The organism is Lysobacter rhizosphaerae, from assembly GCF_054779795.1.
Map to the genome: position 1 here is coordinate 262,822 of NZ_BAAGXO010000003.1, position 17,688 is coordinate 280,509.

Here is a 17,688-nt window from a genome sequence, read left to right on the forward strand (position 1 = left end):
CATGGCACGACAGAAATCCAAGCACCCCACACGAAGCAGCGCCAGGCAATCCAAGGCGCTGCCGATCGAGGTCGATGCCTCCGCCCAGCCGCCCCTCGGCATGCCACCTGCGCAGTTCCTGCGCGACTACTGGCAGAAGAAGCCGCTGCTGATACGCAATGCCTTCCCCGGCTTCGAATCGCCTATCCAGCCCGAGGACCTCGCCGGCCTGGCCTGCGAGGAAGGCACCCTGTCGCGCATCGTCGCCCACGATCGCGCACGCGACGCCTGGTTGCTGCGCCACGGCCCCTTCGACGAAGGCATGTTCCCCGACATGCCGCACCACGACTGGACCTTGCTGGTGCAGGACGTCGACAAATGGGACAGCGACATCGCCGCATTGCTCGACGCGTTCGACTTCCTGCCGCGCTGGCGCATCGACGACGTCATGGTCTCGTTCGCGGCACCCGGCGGTTCGGTCGGTGCGCACGTGGACCAGTACGACGTATTCCTGCTGCAGGCGCTGGGGCATCGGCGCTGGCAGGTAGACGCCGGCGACAACCCCTCGACCGAGTTTCGCAACGACGTCGAACTCAAACTGCTGCGCGAGTTCCATCCCACGCACGAGTGGCTGCTGCGTCCGGGCGACATGCTGTACCTGCCGCCGGGTGTGCCGCACCACGGCGTGGCCGAAGACGCGTGCCTGACCTTCTCGGTGGGGATGCGCGCGCCGAGCGCTGCCGAACTGCTGGGCGATTTCGTCGACACCCTGGCAGCCGATGCCGATGACGGCCTGCGCTTTCGCGATCCCGACCTTGCGCCGGCGAGCGATCCGGCCCTGATCGACGACGATGCGATGCGCCGCGCGATCGAGGCGCTGAACATGCTGCGCATGAACGACCCCGATCGCCTGGGCGACTGGTTCGGCCGCTTCATCACCCTGTACCGCAACGCCGGCGAGGTGATGGCGGCGCCAGAGAGCGGGCGTTCGCGCATCGAGATCGAATGGGACCTGCAGCACGGCGCCGCGCTGGTGCGGCATCCCTATTCGCGCATGGCATGGCGCAAGGCCGGGCGCGGGGCCAAGCTCTATGTCAACGGCCAGGACCATGACTTGCCGGTGCGCGATGCGAAATCCGTTGCCAATGCCAAGGGGATCGATGGCGCAACCTATGCGGCGCTCTCCGAGGCGGGGCGCGACCGCGTCCACGAATTGCTGCAGGCCGGCCACTACAGCCTGACCGTCGAGGGCGAGGAAGAGGAATGAGCGTCGTGACCGCTCCAGAACAGGTTTTCACCGTCGAAGCCGTCGACTACCAGGCCGCGCTGCCCCACCTGCGCACCGTGCGCGACGCCGTCTTCGTGCAGGAACAGGGCGTGCCAAGGGAGCTGGAGTGGGACGAACTCGATCCGCTATGCCATCACGTCCTTGCCCGCGATGCCCAAGGCCAGCCTATCGGTACGGGCCGGCTGACGCCCGAGCACAGGATCGGGCGCATGGCCGTGCTTCCGGATTGGCGCGGCCGCGGCGTCGGCGACGCCCTGCTGCTGGCGTTGATCGATACCGCGCGCAAGCTGGGCTGGCATGACCTGTCGCTGCATGCGCAGGTATCGGCGTACGGTTTCTATGCACGCCACGGCTTCCTGCCCTACGGCGATCGCTTCGTAGAAGCCGGCATCGACCATCAGTCGATGCGGCGCCTGCTCGATGCCACCAACGCCGTGGAAACGCATGACGCCGCGATCGCCGCCCTGCTCGGCATCATCGGCACCGCGCGTCGCGAACTGTGGATCTACAGCCGCGAACTCGATCCCGGTCTGCTCGACCAGGCGGATGTGCTCGCGGCGCTGCGCCGTTTTGCCACCCAGCGCGGCGTCGCCCACATCCTGCTCCAGGACGCACTCGCCCCGCAGTCGGCGCATGCGCCCCTGATCGGCCTGTCACAGCGCCTGCCGAGCGCGTTCCTGTTGCGGGTCATCGAGGAACCGGTGGATCGCGCCTATGCCGCGGCATTCATCGCCAATGACCGTGGTGGGTGGTATTTCCGTCCGCTGGGCCATCGGCCCGAGGGCGAGACCCGCATCGACCAGCCGGCGCGGGCGAAGCAACTGCAGAACGTGTTCGAGCCGGTGTGGGAGCGGGCCCGACCTTGCAGCGAGTACCGCACCCTGGGGATCTGAGAGCACGTCCCGAAACTCCGGACCACCCCGGACTGCACCTGCGGCCATGCCCCCATCCCAACCTTCCCCCGCTGCGCGGGGGAAGGAGCCAGGAACAGCAGCACGAAGAAATACGAAGGGGCCGAGCCGCCCATTACCGCGGCATTTTCCGTGTAAAAGGCGCGTCGTTGCGGCTTTCCGGCCTTGGAACGCTGGCATGTGCGCCCATCTCCTTCGCGGGTCGCGCGGCACTCATGCCATAACTGCTTGATGCAGCGCGACATTGGCTGCGGCTATAATTTTGACCCTTTCGCGTCCCCCGCAGCCCGACGCACCGGCGTTCCCCTGAAATCCTCGCCGGATCAACCGCTTGCCCTACAACTTGGATCTTCCCGACATCATCGTGGACAGTCTTCTCAAGCAGTTTGCCCAGTCGTCGCAGCTCGGCGCCAACGCCGCCTATATCGAAGACCTGTACGAGCAGTACCTGGTCGACCCCGACAGCGTCGGGGCCAAATGGAAGACCTATTTCGATGGCCTCAAGGGCCGCGAAGCCGGTGATGTGCCCCACTCGGCCGTCATCGACCAGATCGCCATGGCCGGCAAGCTCGCCGCCGCTGGCAAGCTGGCGGTGGCCACCGGGGGTGGCGACGAGCGTGAACGCGGCGTCGGCAAGCTGATCACCGCCTACCGGTCGCGCGGCCACCTTGCCGCGAACCTCGACCCGCTGGGCATGATGGCCAAGACCGAAGCCCCGGACCTCAACCTCGGCTTCCACCACCTGTCCGAGAGCGACCTGTCGGCGGAGTTCAGCACCGCTGGCGTCGGCGGCAAGGACCGCATGAAGCTCGGCGACCTCGTCGCCCTGCTCAAGGCCACCTACACCGGTCCGATCGGCGCCGAGTTCATGCACATCACCGACGTCGAGCAGCGTCGCTGGATGCAGGAGCGCATGGAGACCGCGGGCGGCAAGTTCGGCCGCACTGCCGAAGACAAGAAGCGCATCCTCGAGCGCCTCACCGCCGCCGATGGCCTGGAGCGGTACCTCGGCACCAAGTACGTAGGCCAGAAGCGTTTCTCGCTCGAAGGTGGCGACGCCCTGATCCCGCTGATGGACACCACCATCCGTCGCGCCGGCGAACAGGGTGCCAAGGACGTGATCATCGGCATGGCCCACCGCGGCCGCCTCAACGTGCTGGTCAATACGCTTGGCAAGCCGCCGCGCCAGTTGTTCGACGAATTCGAAGGCAAGTTCGAGCACGTCCACAACGACCTCGCCCACCAGGGCGACGTGAAGTACCACATGGGCTTCAGCGCCGACATCGCCACTCCCGGTGGCCCGGTGCACCTGGCGCTGGCCTTCAATCCCTCGCACCTGGAAATCGTCGACCCGGTGGTCGCCGGTTCCGTGCGTTCGCGCCAGACCCGTCGCGGCGACAAGGGCCGCCAACAGGTCGTGCCGGTCCTGATCCACGGCGACGCGGCATTCGCCGGCCAGGGCGTGGTGATGGAACTGTTCCAGATGTCGCAGGCCCGCGGCTTCCAGGTCGGCGGCACGATCCACCTGGTCATCAACAACCAGGTCGGTTTCACCACCAGCGACCGCCAGGATGCCCGCTCGACGCTGTACTGCACGGACGTCGCGAAGATGATCAACGCGCCGATCCTGCACGTGAACGGCGACGACCCCGAAGCCGTCGTGTTCTGCGCCGAACTCGCGCTCGACTACCGCAGCCGCTTCGGCCGCGACGTGGTCATCGACCTCGTGTGCTACCGCCGCCACGGCCACAACGAGGCCGACGAGCCGGCCGCGACCCAGCCGCTGATGTACCAGGTCATCCGCAAGCACAAGACGCCGCGTGAGCTGTATGCCGCGAAGCTCGTCAGCGAAGGCGTCATCACCGAAGCCGACGCACAGGCGCTGGTCGACGGGCTGCGCCAGAAGCTCGACGACGGCGTGGTGACCACCGAACTGGTCGCGACCAAGGCGGACGAGTTCACCATCGACTGGTCGCCCTACCTGAAGGGCAAGCTCAGCGACAAGGTCGACACCACGTTCGACGGCAAGAAGCTGAAGAAGCTTGCCGAAACGATCAACGACGTGCCGGCCGAAGTGAAGCTGCATCCGCGCGTCGCCAAGATCTACGAAGACCGCCGCAAGATGACGGCCGGCGAACAGCCGGGCGATTGGGGCTTCGCCGAGAACCTCGCCTACGCGACGCTACTCGACGAAGGCTACAAGCTGCGCCTGGTCGGCCAGGATTGCGGCCGCGGCACGTTCTTCCACCGCCACGCGATCCTGCACGAGCAGACCACGGATGAATACGTGCTGCCGCTGCGTCGCCTGGTCAAGAACCCGTCCGACGTCACCATCATCGACTCGCTGCTGAGCGAGGAAGCCGTGATGGCGTTCGAGTACGGCTACTCCACCGCCGATCCCATGACGCTCGACATCTGGGAAGCGCAGTTCGGCGACTTCGCCAACGGCGCGCAGGTGGTGATCGACCAGTTCCTGTCCTCGGGCGAGGCCAAGTGGGGCCGCCTGTGCGGCCTGGCCCTGTTCCTGCCGCACGGTTACGAGGGCCAGGGACCGGAGCACAGTTCCGCGCGCCTGGAGCGTTTCCTGCAGCTGTGCGCGCTGGAGAACATGATCGTCTGCACGCCGACCACCCCGGCGCAGGCCTACCACATGATCCGCCGGCAGATGCGCATGACCACGCGCAAGCCGCTGGTGGTGATGACGCCGAAGTCGCTGCTGCGCCACAAGCTCGCGGTGTCGACGATGGACGAGCTGTCGAAGGGCGGCTTCCAGACCGTCATCCCCGACAAGACCGCCGACGCCAAGAAGGTCAAGCGCGTGGTCGTGTGTGGCGGCAAGGTGTACTACGACCTGCTGGAAGAGGCACAGAAGCAGAAGCTCGACAACGTCGCCATCGTCCGCGTCGAACAGCTGTATCCGTTCCCGCGCGTCGAACTGGTGGCCGAGCTGAAGCGCTTCAGCGCGGCGACGGATATCGTCTGGTGCCAGGAAGAGCCGCAGAACCAGGGCGCGTGGTACCAGATCCGCCACCACCTCGTCGCGAGCCTCACCGCGAAGCAGTCGCTGCATTACGCGGGTCGCGCACGCTCGCCGTCGCCGGCAGCAGGCCATTTCGCCGACCATGTCATCGAACAGACGGCGCTGGTCGCGGATGCCCTGGTCAACCCGCTGCGTGGCGAGAACGGCCCCGAATAACCTGACTTGCCGATCAACAGATTCCTGCTTCGTTCGAAACGCATTCCCTTCTTAAGGACTCATCCATGAGCACCGAAATCAAAGTCCCGGTCCTGCCGGAATCCGTCTCCGATGCCACCATTGCCACGTGGCACAAGAAGGTCGGTGACGCGGTCAAGCGCGACGAGAACCTGGTCGACCTGGAAACCGACAAGGTCGTGCTGGAAGTGCCCTCGCCGGTCGACGGCGTGCTCAAGGAAATCAAGTTCGCCGAAGGCACCACGGTCAACAGCCAGCAGGTGATCGGCGTGGTCGAGGCCGGTGCGGCGGCTGCTGAAGCACCGAAGGCGGAAACCGCGAAGGCCGCGTCCGACGACGCCAAGAACAAGGCCGCCACCACTGCGGAGGCGCAGCCGGTGATGTCCAAGGCCGCCGCAGCCGCCGCTCCGGCCGCCGCCAAGGCCGCCGGGGTCGAGCTGCCCCCAGGTGCGCGCTTCGCCGCCGCCACCGCCGGGGTCGATGCCGGACAGGTTGAAGGCACCGGCCGCCGCGGCATGGTCACCAAGGAAGACATCGTCAACTACGCCTCGGGCAAGACCGCCGGCGTGGGCGGTGGCGCGCGTCCGGAAGAGCGCGTGCCGATGACCCGCATGCGCGCCCGCATCGCCGAGCGCCTGATGCAGTCGAAGAACTCGATCGCCATGCTCACCTCGTTCAACGAAGTGAACCTGGGCAAGGTCATGGCCATGCGCAAGGAGCTGGGCGAGCAGTTCGAGAAGGCCAACGGCATCAAGCTGGGCTTCATGAGCTTCTTCGCCAAGGCCGCCGCCAACGCGCTGCAGAAGTACCCGGTCGTCAACGCCTCGGTCGATGGCAACGACGTCATCTACCACGGCTACGCCGACATCTCGATCGCGGTGTCGACCGACAAGGGCCTGGTCACCCCGGTCGTGCGCAACGTGGAACGCATGTCGTTCGCCGACATCGAAGCGCAGATCGCCGAATACGCCAAGAAGGCGCGCGACGGCAAGCTCGGCCTCGACGACCTGCAGGGTGGCACCTTCACCATCACCAACGGCGGCACGTTCGGCTCGCTGATGTCGACGCCGATCGTCAACCCGCCGCAGTCGGCCATCCTCGGCATGCATGCCATCAAGGAACGCCCGATTGCCGAGAACGGCCAGGTCGTGATCGCGCCGATGATGTACATCGCGCTGTCGTACGACCACCGCATCATCGACGGCAAGGACGCGGTCCTCTTCCTGGTCGACATCAAGAACCAGCTCGAGAACCCGCACCGCATGCTGCTGGGCATGTGATTCGCTCCCTCCCCCGCCAGCGGGGGAGGGCAGCCAAACCTTCCCCCGCAGTGCGGGGGAAGGAGCCAAGAACAACCGCGAGAAGAAAATGAGCGAACAGCAGAACTTCGACGTAGTCGTCATCGGCGCCGGCCCCGCCGGATATCACGCGGCCATCCGCGCCGCGCAGCTCGGCCTTAAGACCGCCTGCATCGACGCCGCGCTCGGCAAGGACGGCAAGCCCGCCCTGGGCGGCACCTGCCTGCGCGTGGGCTGCATTCCGTCGAAGGCGCTGCTCGACAGCTCGCGCCAGTTCTGGAACCTCGGCCACATCTTCGGCGAGCACGGCATCAGCACCAAGGACGCTAAGATCGACGTCCCGACGATGATCGGCCGCAAGGACAAGATCGTTAAGCAGTTCACCGGCGGCATCGCGATGCTGTTCAAGGCGAACAAGGTCACCACGTTCTATGGCTTCGGCCAGCTGCAGCCGGGCAACGTCGTCAAGGTGAAGCAGCATGACGGCACCGAGATCGAGCTCAAGGGCACCAACGTCGTCATCGCCGCCGGTTCGGATTCGATCGAACTGCCGTTCGCCAAGTTCGGCGAGCACATCGTCGACAACATCGGCGCGCTCGATTTCGAAGCCGTGCCCAAGCGCCTCGGTGTGATCGGCGCCGGCGTCATCGGCCTGGAACTGGGCAGCGTGTGGAACCGCCTCGGCTCGCAGGTCACCATCCTCGAAGCGCTGCCGAACTTCCTCGCCGCCGCCGATGCCGAAGTGGCCAAGGTGTCCGCGCGCGAGTTCAAGAAGCAGAACCTCGACATCCGCCTCGGCGCCAAGGTCACCAAGACCGAGGTGAAGAAAGACGGCGTCCATGTCACCTACACCGACGACAAGGGCGAACAGACCATCGTCGTCGACAAGCTGCTGGTTTCCGTCGGCCGTCGCGCCGCGACCAAGGGCCTGCTGGCCGATGGCACCGGCGTGAAGGTCGATGCGCGCGGCATGATCGAAGTCGACGAGCACTGCCACACCGGCGTCGACGGCGTCTGGGCCGTGGGCGACTGCGTGCGCGGCCCGATGCTGGCGCACAAGGGTTTCGAGGAAGGCATCGCCGTGGCGGAACTGATCGCCGGCCTGCCTGGCCACGTCAACCTCGACACGATCCCGTGGGTGATCTACACCGAGCCGGAAATCGCGTGGGTCGGCAAGACCGAGGAGCAGCTCAAGGCCGAAGGCATCCCCTACAAGGCCGGCAGCTTCCCGTTCGCCGCCGTCGGCCGCGCCGTGGCCATGGCCGAACCGGCGGGCTTCGTGAAGGTTCTGGCCCACGCCGAAACCGACACCGTGCTCGGCATGCACCTGGTCGGCGCCAACGTCTCCGAGCTCGTGCACGAGGGCGTGCTGACGATGGAGTTCAAGGGATCCGCCGACGACCTCGCCCGCATCTGCCACGCTCACCCGAGCATGTCCGAAGCCGTGCACGACGCAGCGATGGCCGTACACAAGCGGTCGATCCACAAGGCCAACTGAGCCGGATCCGGACGACTGCGGTAAATTGGAACGGCGCGCCTCGGCGCGCCGTTCTGCTTTCCGGCCACCTGCTCCCACGCACGGAGTTCGCCCATGACATCGGAAAACCCGATCCGCAACGTCTCCGACACGGCGCTATGGGTCGCGATCTACCGCGCGATGGAAAGCGAGCGCCCCGATGCGATCTTCCGTGATCCCTATGCGCGCCGCCTTGGCGGCGAGCGCGGCCAGGCGATCGTCGATGCCATGCCGCGCGGCAAGGTCATGAGCTGGCCGATGGTCGTGCGCACCGCGGTGATGGATGAGATCGTCCTGCGCTGCGTCCGGCAAGGTGCGGCGACGGTGCTGAACCTGGCCGCCGGGCTCGATGCCCGCCCCTATCGCCTCGATCTTCCGCCGACCCTGCGCTGGCTGCACGTCGACCTGCCCGACATGGTCGACTACTTCCGTTCGCACATGGCCGGCGAGACGCCGCGCTGCGAGCTTGAATTCATTGCCGCCGACCTGCGCGAAGCCGACGCGCGGCGCGACGTGTTCGCGCGTGCGGCCCAACACGGCCCGGTCCTGGTCATCACCGAAGGGCTGCTGGTTTACCTCGAACCGGAAAACGTCGCCGAGCTGGCGCGCGACCTGCACGATGTCGCCAAGGCCCGGTGGTGGCTCTCCGACCTCGCCTCGCCGATGCTGCTGAAGTACCTGGAGCGTCAGTGGCAGCCGCTGCTCAAGCAAGGCAATGCCCCCTTCCGTTTCGGCCCTGCCGAAAGCACGGGATTTTTTGCCCCTTATGGCTGGCGCGAACTCGAATATCGCTCCCATTGGGACGAGTCCCTGCGCCTGAACCGCACCATGCCCAACATGTGGATGTGGAAAATCCTGCGCTGGCTGCAGCCGAAGAAACGCCGGGAAGCAATGAATCGTTTTTCCGGCATCATCCTGCTCGAAGCCAACTGAGCTGCCACACATGCGTTCCGTCTGCGTCTATTGCGGCTCCAATGCCGGCAACAAGCCCATCTATGCCGAACGCGCCATCGCCCTCGGCAATCGCCTCGCGAAAGAACGCCTGGCGCTCGTCTACGGCGGTGGCAACGTCGGCCTGATGGGCATCGTCGCCGATGCGGTCCTCGAAGCCGGCGGCGAGGTGATCGGTGTGATTCCAGAGCAGCTGGTCGAATGGGAGGTCGCGCACAAGGGCGTTACACGGCTCGAGGTCGTCGCCAACATGCACGAGCGCAAGGCACGCATGTTCGACCTCTCCGACGGCTTCGTCGCCCTGCCCGGCGGTTTCGGCACGCTGGACGAAATGTTCGAAATGCTGACCTGGCGCCAGCTGGGAATCGGCGACAAGCCCTGCGCCTTCCTCGACGTGGACGGCTTCTACACGCCGTTGCTCGCGATGCTGGATCGCATGGTCGAGGAACGCTTCCTCCACGCCGACCAGCGCCGCGATCTGTGGCATGGCGACGACATCGAGGCGCTGCTCGACTGGATGCGCGCCTACCGTCCGGCGGATGCGAACAAGTGGATGGACGAGAAGCGGCGCAAGGACCTGCGCTGAGGCTTTTCGCTCGTCATCCCGGCGCAAGCCGGGATCCAGTGCTTTCGCCGTTGCTTTGCCGCTGCTTCATTCAAGGACGAATCAATGAAGGATCCGTGCGCCTACATTCTCGCAAGTCAAAGGAATGGAACTCTGTACATCGGAGTAACCTCGGACCTCATCAAGCGCGTTTACGAACACAAGACCGACGCCGTGGAGGGTTTCACCAGTAAGTACGGCGTCCATACTCTGGTCTGGTACGAGCAGCATCCGACGATGGCGTCCGCGATCGAACGTGAGAAGGCGCTCAAGGAGTGGAAGCGCACCTGTAAGTTGAAACTGATTGAGACTTCAAATCCAGAATGGCGTGACCTGTATCCGGAAATTCTCGGCTGATACACACCGATCCGGATGCCGGTTGCGACACAATCAAAGGCACTGGATCCCGGCTTGCGCCGGGATGACGAGCAAAAACAAATGTCCACACCCACCACTTTCAACGCCTTCCGCATCCACAACGACGACCATGGCTACCGCAGCGGCATCGAACAGGTCTCGCTCGACCAGCTCGCTGCCGGTGAGGTCGTCATCAAGACAGCGTTCTCCTCGGTCAACTTCAAGGACGCCCTCGCCGGCACCGGCCAGGGAAAGATCCTGCGCCGGTTTCCGCTGGTGGGTGGCATCGATGTCGCAGGACATGTGGTCGCATCGAGCGACCCCGGGTTCAAGGAAGGCGACGCGGTGCTGGTCACCGGTTGCGGCCTGAGCGAGACGCGCGACGGCGGTTACGCGGAATACGCTCGCCTCGAGTCGAAGTGGGTCATCCCCTTGCCCGATGGCTTGAGCCTGCGCGAGAGCATGATCCTGGGCACCGCCGGCTTCACCGCCGCGCTGGCGTTGTACCGCATGAAGGACAACCGGCAGACGCCGGAACTGGGTCCTCTGGCCGTCACCGGTGCCACCGGTGGCGTGGGCTCGCTGGCGGTGGACATCTTCAGTCGCGCCGGCTTTGAAGTGCATGCCGTGAGTGGCAAACCCGATCACGCGGACTATCTCAAGGAGATCGGTGCCAGCGAGGTATTGGGCCGGGATGCGCTCGGCAGCACGCGCCCGATGGATTCGGCGCGCTTCGGCGGCGGCCTGGACAACGTCGGCGGCAACATGCTCGCCAGCCTGCTGGCGCAGACCGCACCCTATGGCAATGTCGCCAGCGCCGGCCTCGCCGCGAGTGCCGAACTGCCGACCACGGTGATGCCGTTCATCATCCGCGGCGTGTCGCTGGTCGGCGTGGCCTCCGCCGGTACCGCGCGCGATATCCGCGAAGCAGTCTGGCAACACCTCGCCAGCGACTGGAAGCCGCGTCACCTGGACCGCATCTGCACGCGCGAAATCACGCTGGCGCAACTGCCCGGAGTGTTTGCGACCATGCTCACAGGCGGATCGTTCGGCCGCACGCTGGTCGCCCTATAACAGCTTGTGCGGCTTGCAGCGTCATACGGCCGGGCTACAATCGGTTCATGTTCATGGGGAAAACCTGATGGCCCGCATCCTGATCGTCGACGACTCGCCCTCGCAGCTGATGGGCATCCGCCGCATCGTCGAGAAACTCGGCCACGAGGCGCTCACGGCCGAAGACGGCGCCGCGGGCGTGGAAGTGTGCACGCGCGAACTGCCCGACCTGGTGCTGATGGACGTGGTGATGCCGAACCTCAACGGGTTCCAGGCCACGCGTTCGATCAGCAAGAACCCGGCGACGCAGCACATCCCGGTCATCCTGGTAACCACGAAGGACCAGGACACCGACCGCGTATGGGGCATGCGCCAGGGCGCAAAGGCCTACATCACCAAGCCTTTCAGCGAGAGCGATCTCGCCGACATGATCGTCCAGGTGATGAACAAGTAAGCGGGAAAAGGCGGGCCGAGGCCCGCCTTTTTCATGCCAGGGAACCAGCCCTACGCGCGACGCCAGTCGTCGGCGAACGCATCCCGCATCGCCTCGTAGGCCGCGCGCTGTTCGGGTGTGTGCACCTTGGGCGCCAGGATTTCCAGCTCCACGATCTGGTCGCCTGGCGGCGTGCCTGGCAGACCGCGGCCGCGCAGCCGCAGCTTGCGGCCGCTTTCGGACTGCTGCGGAATCTTCAGGTCGACCGGACCACCCAGCGTGGCCACGCTGATCGTCGCCCCCAGCGCCGCTTCCCAGGGAGCCACGGGCAGTACGTAGATGATGTTGCGCCCATCGACTTCGAACTGGGGATGCGCCGCATATTCGATTTCCAGCAGCAGGTCGCCGCGCGAGCCATCGCGCCCAGGGTTGCCCTGCCCGGCAAGGCGGATCACCTGGCCTGGCTTGATGCCTTTCGGGATGCGGACGTCCAGCGTGCGGTTACCCACGCCAATGCGCGCGCTGCTGCCTTCGTAGACCGATTCGAGCGATACCGCGAGCTTGGCCCGCGTGTCCCCGCGCGGCTGTGGCGCCGGGCCACCGCCGAACCCGCCCGCGCGCCCGCGGCCGAACAGTTGTTCGAAGAAGTCGCTGAAGCCACCACCGGCCCCGCCACCCGCGAATATCTCATCGAAATCCACGCCGCCGTGGCCCCCGCCAAAACCGCCCGGTGGTGGTTGCACGTCGTCGCCTGGTCGATAGCCGCGTGCCCGCAGCTGGTCATAGGCCGCGCGCTTCTGCGGATCGCGCAGCGCCTCATAGGCCTCGTTGACGCCCTTGAACTTGTCCTCGGCGCCGGCTTCCTTGCTGACGTCGGGATGGTACTTGCGCGCGAGCCGGCGGTAGGCGCTCTTGATCTCCGCGTCGCCGGCACCGGGCTCAACGCCGAGGATTTCGTAGTAGTCCTTGAATTGCATGTCGAGCCTTTCCGGCACTTGGCCCGCGGCGGGGCTCCAGTGAAAAGGTTAGCCGATGGCGGCGGAATCCGTTGTCATGCCTCGCGCGCATGGAGGCCGGGCGCGGCCATTGACGCTTTTTTCCTGTCCGCGGCCTAGACTGGAGCATGACCACTCTCGAGTTCCCCGCATGGCTATCCAGGTAGGCGATCGCATCCCCGAAGTTAACCTGCAGCGTATCCGCAACGGCGTCGAAGTCGTCGATACGCCGACGTTGTTCGACGGCAAGAAAGTGGTGCTGTTCGCCGTCCCGGGTGCGTTCACGCCGACCTGCTCGGAGCGGCACCTTCCCGGCTTCGTGCAGCATTTCGACCAGTTCAATGCACGCGGCATCGACGTGCTGTGCATGTCCGTCAACGATCCATTCGTGATGCAGGCCTGGGGACAGAGCCAGCACGTGCCCGAAGGCTTGTTGATGCTGGCCGATGGCAACGCCGACCTCACCCGCGCGTTGGGGCTCGAACTCGACGCCAGCGGGTACGGCATGGGCATGCGCTCGCGCCGTTTCGCGCTGTACGCCGAGGACGGTGTGGTGAAGAAGCTGTTCGTGGAATCGCCTGGCGAGTTCAAGGTGTCGTCGGCGGAATACATGCTCGGGGAGCTGGCGGAACCGGTCTGATTTCCAACGTCGGATCGACGGGCACGGTCGCCGGCCTGGGCTGCCTCCGCCCTTGGCGACCGGTCCTGGTCCAACCGCGCTACGGCCGTACGTAGGGAACCCCGAAGCCCGACTTCAATTCGGCCAGGTCCAGGTTGCCGTCGCTGTTGCGATCGAGCTGCTGGAACCTTGCCTCGGCGGCGCGGCGAAGTTCCTCGTCGCTGATTTCGCCGTTCTCGTTGAGATCCACTTGCCGGATCCGATCGTCCGCGGACGGGGCGCCATCCCGCTGCGGCCCAAGGACCGCTTCCAGTTCGTCCGCGGTGATCTTGTAGTTGTGGTTGCTGTCCAGCTTCGCGAACAAGGCGGAACTGAGGTATTCGGACTTGTCCACCAGGCCGTTCTTGTTGGTATCGAGCGCCTCGAAGGAGGCGGTTGCGGTGGAAGCAAGGACCTGGGCGACGCAGACGCCTGCCGGAACGGAGCCGCAGACGAGCAGCAGGACGGAGTAGCGGCAAAGGGCGGACATGGCGGGTTCCCGGGCGCGGAGGGCCTGCCTGATCCAACGCCGCCGGTTGGGCAGAACGGACATGACGACCTCACCCGTTCGGGTGGGCGGGCAAAGATGGCCGATGAAAGATGCGTCAATACGTGCCCTCCCGCCCCCTTCCATTGCAGTCCGCATCGGAGCACGCCCATGAATGAAGTGCCCTCCCCCGCTTCGATCCTCCAACTCGGATTCGGATTCTGGGGCTCCAAGACCCTGCTGAGCGCAATCGAACTGGGCGTCTTCACCGAACTCTCCAAGGCACCGCTCGACGGCAAGGCGTTGGCGCAGCGACTCGGCCTCCACCCGCGCAGCGCGCGGGACTTCTTCGATGCGCTGGTGGCGTTGCGCATGCTCGAACGGATCGGCGATCGCTACTCGAACACCGCCAACGCCGAACTCTTTCTCGACCGCAACAAGCCCTCCTACGTTGGCGGAATACTCGAGATGTGCAACAAACGGCTGTATCCGTTCTGGGGATCGCTCACGCAGGCGCTGCAGACCGGCGAGCCACAGAACGAAGGCAAGAAGGGAGAGAACTTCTTCGCCGCACTCTATGCGGACCCCGGCCGGCTGGAGGACTTCCTCAAGGCGATGAGCGGCATCAGCCTAGGCTCGGCGATGGCCATCGCGCAGAAATTCCCGTGGCACGAGTACCGGACGTTCATCGACGTGGGCTGTGCGCAGGGCGCGGTGCCCGTGCAGCTTGCACTGGCGCACAAACACCTTTCCGGTGGCGGCTTCGACCTGCCGCAGGTGCGTCCGATATTCGAGCAGTACGTCGCGGCGAATGGACTGAGCGACCGGTTGCGCTTCCATCCGGGCGATTTCTTCAACGACCCCTTGCCCGGCGCGGACGTGCTCATCATGGGACACATCCTGCACGACTGGGATCTCGACGAAAAACGTCGCCTGCTCGCCAAGGCACACGATTCGCTCGCGCCGGGCGGCGCGCTGATCGTCTACGAGGCGCTGATCGATGATGACCGCCGCGAGAACGCATTCGGCTTGCTGATGAGCCTGAACATGCTGATCGAGACGCCTGGCGGTTTCGATTACACCGGCGCTGACTGTGTTGGCTGGATGCGCGAAGCGGGCTTTCGCGAGGCACGCGTGGAGCACCTGCTTGGCCCGGATTCGATGGTGATTGGCATCAAGTAGCGGGCATGTCCTGCGCCCCCGGAACTATCACGCATCGCTAGCGCACTGCTTCGCAGAATTCCCCCGCCTCCAGCATCAGGAACCCGCCATGTCCACGATCCATGCATGGGCCGCGCATGCGGCCGGTGCCCGCCTCGAACCCTTTGAATACGATCCCGGCCCGCTCGGCGACGAGCAGGTCGAAATCGCGATCGAACACTGCGGCATCTGCCATTCCGACCTGTCGATGCTCGACAACGAATGGGGCATGACCGTGTATCCGTTCGTGCCGGGCCATGAAGGCATCGGCCGGGTGGTGGCACGCGGGCCCCAGGCACTGGGGTTATCGGTCGGCCAGCGCGTAGGCATCGGCTGGAATGCGCACAGCTGCCTGCACTGCGAGCAATGCATCGCGGGCCGCCAGCACCTGTGCGCGCAGGTCCAGGGCACGATCACCGGACGCCATGGCGCGTTCGCCGATCGCGTGCGTTGCCACTGGGTGTGGGCCGTGCCGCTACCCGATGCGCTGTCCGCGGCGGACAGTGGTCCGTTGCTGTGCGGCGGCATCACCGTGTACTCCCCGCTCGAACTGCACGGCATCCGTCCGACCGATCGCGTCGGTGTCATTGGCATCGGCGGACTGGGACACATGGCGCTCAAGTTCTGCCATGCCTGGGGCTGCGAGGTCACCGCCTTTACCTCCAGCGCCAGCAAGGAGGAAGAAGCACGCGCATTCGGCGCACACCGCGTGGTTTCCAGTCGCGACACGGCGGCGATCAAGGCCTTGGCCGGGACGTTCGACCTCATCCTCGACACCGTCAACGTGACGCTCGACTGGAACGCGCTGCTCGCCGCGCTCGCGCCCGGCGGCCGCCTGCACGTGGTCGGCGCCGCCCTCGAGCCGATCCCGATCCCCGCCTTCAGCCTGATCTCGGGACAGAAGAGCGTGTCCGGCTCGCCGACCGGCTCACGCGGCAGCATCGACGCGATGCTCGCCTTCGCCGCTCGCCATCGGATCGCGCCGCAGACGGAACACTTCCCGATGAGCAAGGTCAACGACGCCATGGATCACCTGCGCGCAGGCAAGGCCCGTTATCGGATCGTGCTGGATGCCGGCTGAGGACGGAGCGGGAACTGCGGTGCAGATCGCGGACGCGGAACTTCACAACTGCGACTGCAGCGGCAGCCAACTGGCCAGCCAGGCCTGCAGGCGGCGGCTGGCGCGCGCCTGCGGATCGCGGGTCCAGGTGGCCTGGCCGTCGCTCCAGCGCAATCGGCCATCCGTCTGTTGCACCTGCCAGGCGTGATCCCCCGCGAGATGCTCGTCGAAGATGAGCGTGAGCTCCCGCGCCAGATCCGGGTTGGCGATCAACACGCCCTGCTCGGTATTGATCGCCGTCGAACGCGGGTCAAGATTGTAGGACCCGATGAACACGTGGCTGTCGTCGATCACCATCGCCTTGGTGTGCAGGCTGGAACCGGACGAGCCGCGCAGGCTGAACTTTGACGGAGCCACGCCGCTGTCGGGCTTGAGCTCCCACAACCGCACGCCTCCGGCAAGCAGGTCATCGCGGTAGCGCGCATAGCCACCGTGCACGGCGGCAACGTCGGTGGCGGCCAGCGAGTTGGTCAGGACGCGCACGTCGATACCGTCGCCCGCCCTGGCGACCAGGAAGTCGGTGCCGGCGCGGCCCGGCACGAAGTACGGCGAGATCACGTTGAGCCCCTGTCTTGCCGCCTGCATCGCGGGCAACAATGTCGCCAGTACCAATGAGCGCTGCCTTGGGGCGCCGCTGTTTTCCAGTTTGAGCGGATCGTCGCTCGCGAAGGACCAACGTTCGCTCCAGTGCAGCGACCCCTCATTGGCCAACAGCCGCTGCACGTCCGGGTCCTCGCGCAGTACTTCGGCGTAGTGGCTGGCGGCCAGTTCGGCCGGCACCGCATCCAGCAGCACGCGCAGCCGGGCCAGTGCATCGGGCGTGGCCGGACCGGCATTCACCAGGGCGATGGGGTAGTTGCTGGTCGCGTTCCAGAATCGATCGAAGCTGGCGCTGACCTCGCGCACCACCGGTCCCACCATCAGCACGTCGAGGTCGACGAAATTGCCGTTCTCGTCGGCGCCGAAATATTCGTTGCCGAGGTTGCGGCCGCCAACCAGGGCGACGCGGTTGTCGACGATCCAGCTCTTGTTGTGCATGCGGTGGTTGAGCCGGCGGAAACCGGTACCGAACTCGCCGAGGCGGCGCAACCCGCCGCTGCGGCTGGCGAAGGGATTGAACAGCCGCACCTCGATGTTGGGATGCGCATCGAGCGCGGCAAAGCCGGCATTCTTGGCGCGCGCATCCAGGTCGTCGATGAGGATGCGTACCTGCACGCCGCGGTCGGCGGCAGCCAGCGCACGCTGCGCAAGCATCTTGCCGGTCATGTCGGCGTGCCAGATGTAGGTCTGGATGTCGAGGCTGTGGGCGGCGACCTGGGCGCTGAACATGCGCGCCGCATAGGCCTCCGTCCCGCTACTGACCAGGCGGAAGCCCGATTGTCCGGCGTGCTGGGCCTCCCCTGTAATCGTACGTCGCGCAAGTTCGCCATCGCTGGCCGGCGGCAATGCGAATGCCTCGGCCAGCGGCGGCCGCGGCGGCAAGGAGCTGCAGGCGGCGAGCAACAGCAGGCAGGCGGTTACGAAAAACCGGACCTTGCGCGTCATGTGATGCGCCCCGTGGTGTGCGGCTGCACGGATGGTACAGCGCAGGGAGCTGCACGACTTCGGCAGTGCACGCCCTCCT

Annotated in this window: 16 protein-coding genes; 13 read left to right on the forward strand and 3 right to left on the reverse strand. The window is 65.8% G+C overall.

What is annotated here, in order from left to right; all coding sequences use genetic code 11:
- Position 1: 1 nt before the first annotated feature.
- The 10 genes from ACYVGE_RS06155 to pilH all read left to right on the forward strand — a co-directional run bounded on the left by ACYVGE_RS06155 (position 2) and on the right by pilH (position 11,625).
- Positions 2-1,246 carry a JmjC domain-containing protein gene (locus ACYVGE_RS06155; protein WP_460728055.1) on the forward strand — a complete coding sequence of 415 codons (1,245 nt, stop codon included), beginning with the start codon at positions 2-4 and terminating at the stop codon, positions 1,244-1,246.
- Positions 1,243-2,160 carry a GNAT family N-acetyltransferase gene (locus tag ACYVGE_RS06160; protein ID WP_460728058.1) on the forward strand — a complete coding sequence of 306 codons (918 nt, stop codon included), beginning with the start codon at positions 1,243-1,245 and terminating at the stop codon, positions 2,158-2,160. Before ACYVGE_RS06155 ends, ACYVGE_RS06160 begins: the two co-directional genes overlap by 4 nt.
- A gap of 382 nt (positions 2,161-2,542) precedes the next feature.
- A complete protein-coding gene (locus ACYVGE_RS06165; protein ID WP_460728432.1) occupies positions 2,543-5,374 on the forward strand; it encodes a 2-oxoglutarate dehydrogenase E1 component in 2,832 nt (943 codons plus the stop codon).
- 65 nt (positions 5,375-5,439) lie between these two features.
- Entirely contained in the window at positions 5,440-6,672 is a 1,233-nt protein-coding gene (gene sucB / locus ACYVGE_RS06170; protein ID WP_460728060.1) for a dihydrolipoyllysine-residue succinyltransferase, read from the forward strand.
- A gap of 88 nt (positions 6,673-6,760) precedes the next feature.
- Positions 6,761-8,188, forward strand: coding sequence for a dihydrolipoyl dehydrogenase (gene lpdA / locus ACYVGE_RS06175; RefSeq protein WP_460728062.1), 1,428 nt, complete (start codon positions 6,761-6,763; stop codon positions 8,186-8,188).
- Between the two features lie 93 nt (positions 8,189-8,281).
- Positions 8,282-9,139 (forward strand): class I SAM-dependent methyltransferase, encoded by an 858-nt coding sequence (locus ACYVGE_RS06180; RefSeq protein ID WP_460728064.1) that lies wholly within the window; start codon positions 8,282-8,284, stop codon positions 9,137-9,139.
- Between the two features lie 10 nt (positions 9,140-9,149).
- Positions 9,150-9,743 carry an LOG family protein gene (locus tag ACYVGE_RS06185; protein ID WP_460728066.1) on the forward strand — a complete coding sequence of 198 codons (594 nt, stop codon included), beginning with the start codon at positions 9,150-9,152 and terminating at the stop codon, positions 9,741-9,743.
- An 84-nt stretch (positions 9,744-9,827) separates the two neighbouring features.
- Entirely contained in the window at positions 9,828-10,118 is a 291-nt protein-coding gene (locus ACYVGE_RS06190; protein ID WP_460728068.1) for a GIY-YIG nuclease family protein, read from the forward strand.
- A gap of 81 nt (positions 10,119-10,199) precedes the next feature.
- Positions 10,200-11,192 carry a YhdH/YhfP family quinone oxidoreductase gene (locus ACYVGE_RS06195; RefSeq protein ID WP_460728070.1) on the forward strand — a complete coding sequence of 331 codons (993 nt, stop codon included), beginning with the start codon at positions 10,200-10,202 and terminating at the stop codon, positions 11,190-11,192.
- A 67-nt stretch (positions 11,193-11,259) separates the two neighbouring features.
- The gene (gene pilH, locus ACYVGE_RS06200; protein WP_310052862.1) at positions 11,260-11,625 is read left to right on the forward strand and encodes a twitching motility response regulator PilH; all 366 of its coding nucleotides are present in this window, start codon (positions 11,260-11,262) and stop codon (positions 11,623-11,625) included.
- A gap of 50 nt (positions 11,626-11,675) precedes the next feature.
- Here pilH and ACYVGE_RS06205 read toward each other — a convergent pair whose 3' ends face one another.
- The gene (locus ACYVGE_RS06205) at positions 11,676-12,581 is read right to left on the reverse strand and encodes a DnaJ C-terminal domain-containing protein (RefSeq protein ID WP_460728072.1); all 906 of its coding nucleotides are present in this window, start codon (positions 12,579-12,581) and stop codon (positions 11,676-11,678) included.
- 169 nt (positions 12,582-12,750) lie between these two features.
- On the opposite strand from ACYVGE_RS06205, the gene ACYVGE_RS06210 reads away from it, so the two are divergent.
- Positions 12,751-13,239 (forward strand): redoxin family protein, encoded by a 489-nt coding sequence (locus ACYVGE_RS06210; RefSeq protein WP_460728074.1) that lies wholly within the window; start codon positions 12,751-12,753, stop codon positions 13,237-13,239.
- A 79-nt stretch (positions 13,240-13,318) separates the two neighbouring features.
- Here ACYVGE_RS06210 and ACYVGE_RS06215 read toward each other — a convergent pair whose 3' ends face one another.
- Positions 13,319-13,747, reverse strand: a complete 429-nt coding sequence (locus ACYVGE_RS06215) for an EF-hand domain-containing protein (RefSeq protein ID WP_460728077.1) — start codon at positions 13,745-13,747, stop codon at positions 13,319-13,321.
- Positions 13,748-13,915: 168 nt separating this feature from the next.
- Between ACYVGE_RS06215 and ACYVGE_RS06220 the strand changes: the two genes are divergently transcribed.
- Positions 13,916-14,926 (forward strand): methyltransferase, encoded by a 1,011-nt coding sequence (locus ACYVGE_RS06220; protein WP_460728079.1) that lies wholly within the window; start codon positions 13,916-13,918, stop codon positions 14,924-14,926.
- A gap of 88 nt (positions 14,927-15,014) precedes the next feature.
- Complete coding sequence (ahr, locus tag ACYVGE_RS06225; RefSeq protein ID WP_460728081.1) at positions 15,015-16,025, forward strand: NADPH-dependent aldehyde reductase Ahr; 1,011 nt, start codon at positions 15,015-15,017, stop codon at positions 16,023-16,025.
- 42 nt (positions 16,026-16,067) lie between these two features.
- On the opposite strand, the gene ACYVGE_RS06230 is transcribed toward ahr, so the two are convergent.
- Positions 16,068-17,609, reverse strand: coding sequence for a phospholipase D-like domain-containing protein (locus ACYVGE_RS06230; RefSeq protein ID WP_460728083.1), 1,542 nt, complete (start codon positions 17,607-17,609; stop codon positions 16,068-16,070).
- Between the last annotated feature and the right edge of the window lie 79 nt (positions 17,610-17,688).

What these genes read in the sequence shown, in the direction of transcription:
- ACYVGE_RS06155 (WP_460728055.1), top strand. Translation starts at nt 2, where the DNA reads ATGGCACGACAGAAATCCAAGCACCCCACACGAAGCAGCGCCAGGCAA.
- ACYVGE_RS06160 (WP_460728058.1), top strand. Translation starts at nt 1,243, where the DNA reads ATGAGCGTCGTGACCGCTCCAGAACAGGTTTTCACCGTCGAAGCCGTC.
- sucB (WP_460728060.1), top strand. Translation starts at nt 5,440, where the DNA reads ATGAGCACCGAAATCAAAGTCCCGGTCCTGCCGGAATCCGTCTCCGAT.
- lpdA (WP_460728062.1), top strand. Translation starts at nt 6,761, where the DNA reads ATGAGCGAACAGCAGAACTTCGACGTAGTCGTCATCGGCGCCGGCCCC.
- ACYVGE_RS06180 (WP_460728064.1), top strand. Translation starts at nt 8,282, where the DNA reads ATGACATCGGAAAACCCGATCCGCAACGTCTCCGACACGGCGCTATGG.
- ACYVGE_RS06185 (WP_460728066.1), top strand. Translation starts at nt 9,150, where the DNA reads ATGCGTTCCGTCTGCGTCTATTGCGGCTCCAATGCCGGCAACAAGCCC.
- ACYVGE_RS06190 (WP_460728068.1), top strand. Translation starts at nt 9,828, where the DNA reads ATGAAGGATCCGTGCGCCTACATTCTCGCAAGTCAAAGGAATGGAACT.
- ACYVGE_RS06195 (WP_460728070.1), top strand. Translation starts at nt 10,200, where the DNA reads ATGTCCACACCCACCACTTTCAACGCCTTCCGCATCCACAACGACGAC.
- pilH (WP_310052862.1), top strand. Translation starts at nt 11,260, where the DNA reads ATGGCCCGCATCCTGATCGTCGACGACTCGCCCTCGCAGCTGATGGGC.
- ACYVGE_RS06205 (WP_460728072.1), bottom strand. Translation starts at nt 12,581, where the DNA reads ATGCAATTCAAGGACTACTACGAAATCCTCGGCGTTGAGCCCGGTGCC.
- ACYVGE_RS06210 (WP_460728074.1), top strand. Translation starts at nt 12,751, where the DNA reads ATGGCTATCCAGGTAGGCGATCGCATCCCCGAAGTTAACCTGCAGCGT.
- ACYVGE_RS06215 (WP_460728077.1), bottom strand. Translation starts at nt 13,747, where the DNA reads ATGTCCGCCCTTTGCCGCTACTCCGTCCTGCTGCTCGTCTGCGGCTCC.
- ACYVGE_RS06220 (WP_460728079.1), top strand. Translation starts at nt 13,916, where the DNA reads ATGAATGAAGTGCCCTCCCCCGCTTCGATCCTCCAACTCGGATTCGGA.
- ahr (WP_460728081.1), top strand. Translation starts at nt 15,015, where the DNA reads ATGTCCACGATCCATGCATGGGCCGCGCATGCGGCCGGTGCCCGCCTC.
- ACYVGE_RS06230 (WP_460728083.1), bottom strand. Translation starts at nt 17,609, where the DNA reads ATGACGCGCAAGGTCCGGTTTTTCGTAACCGCCTGCCTGCTGTTGCTC.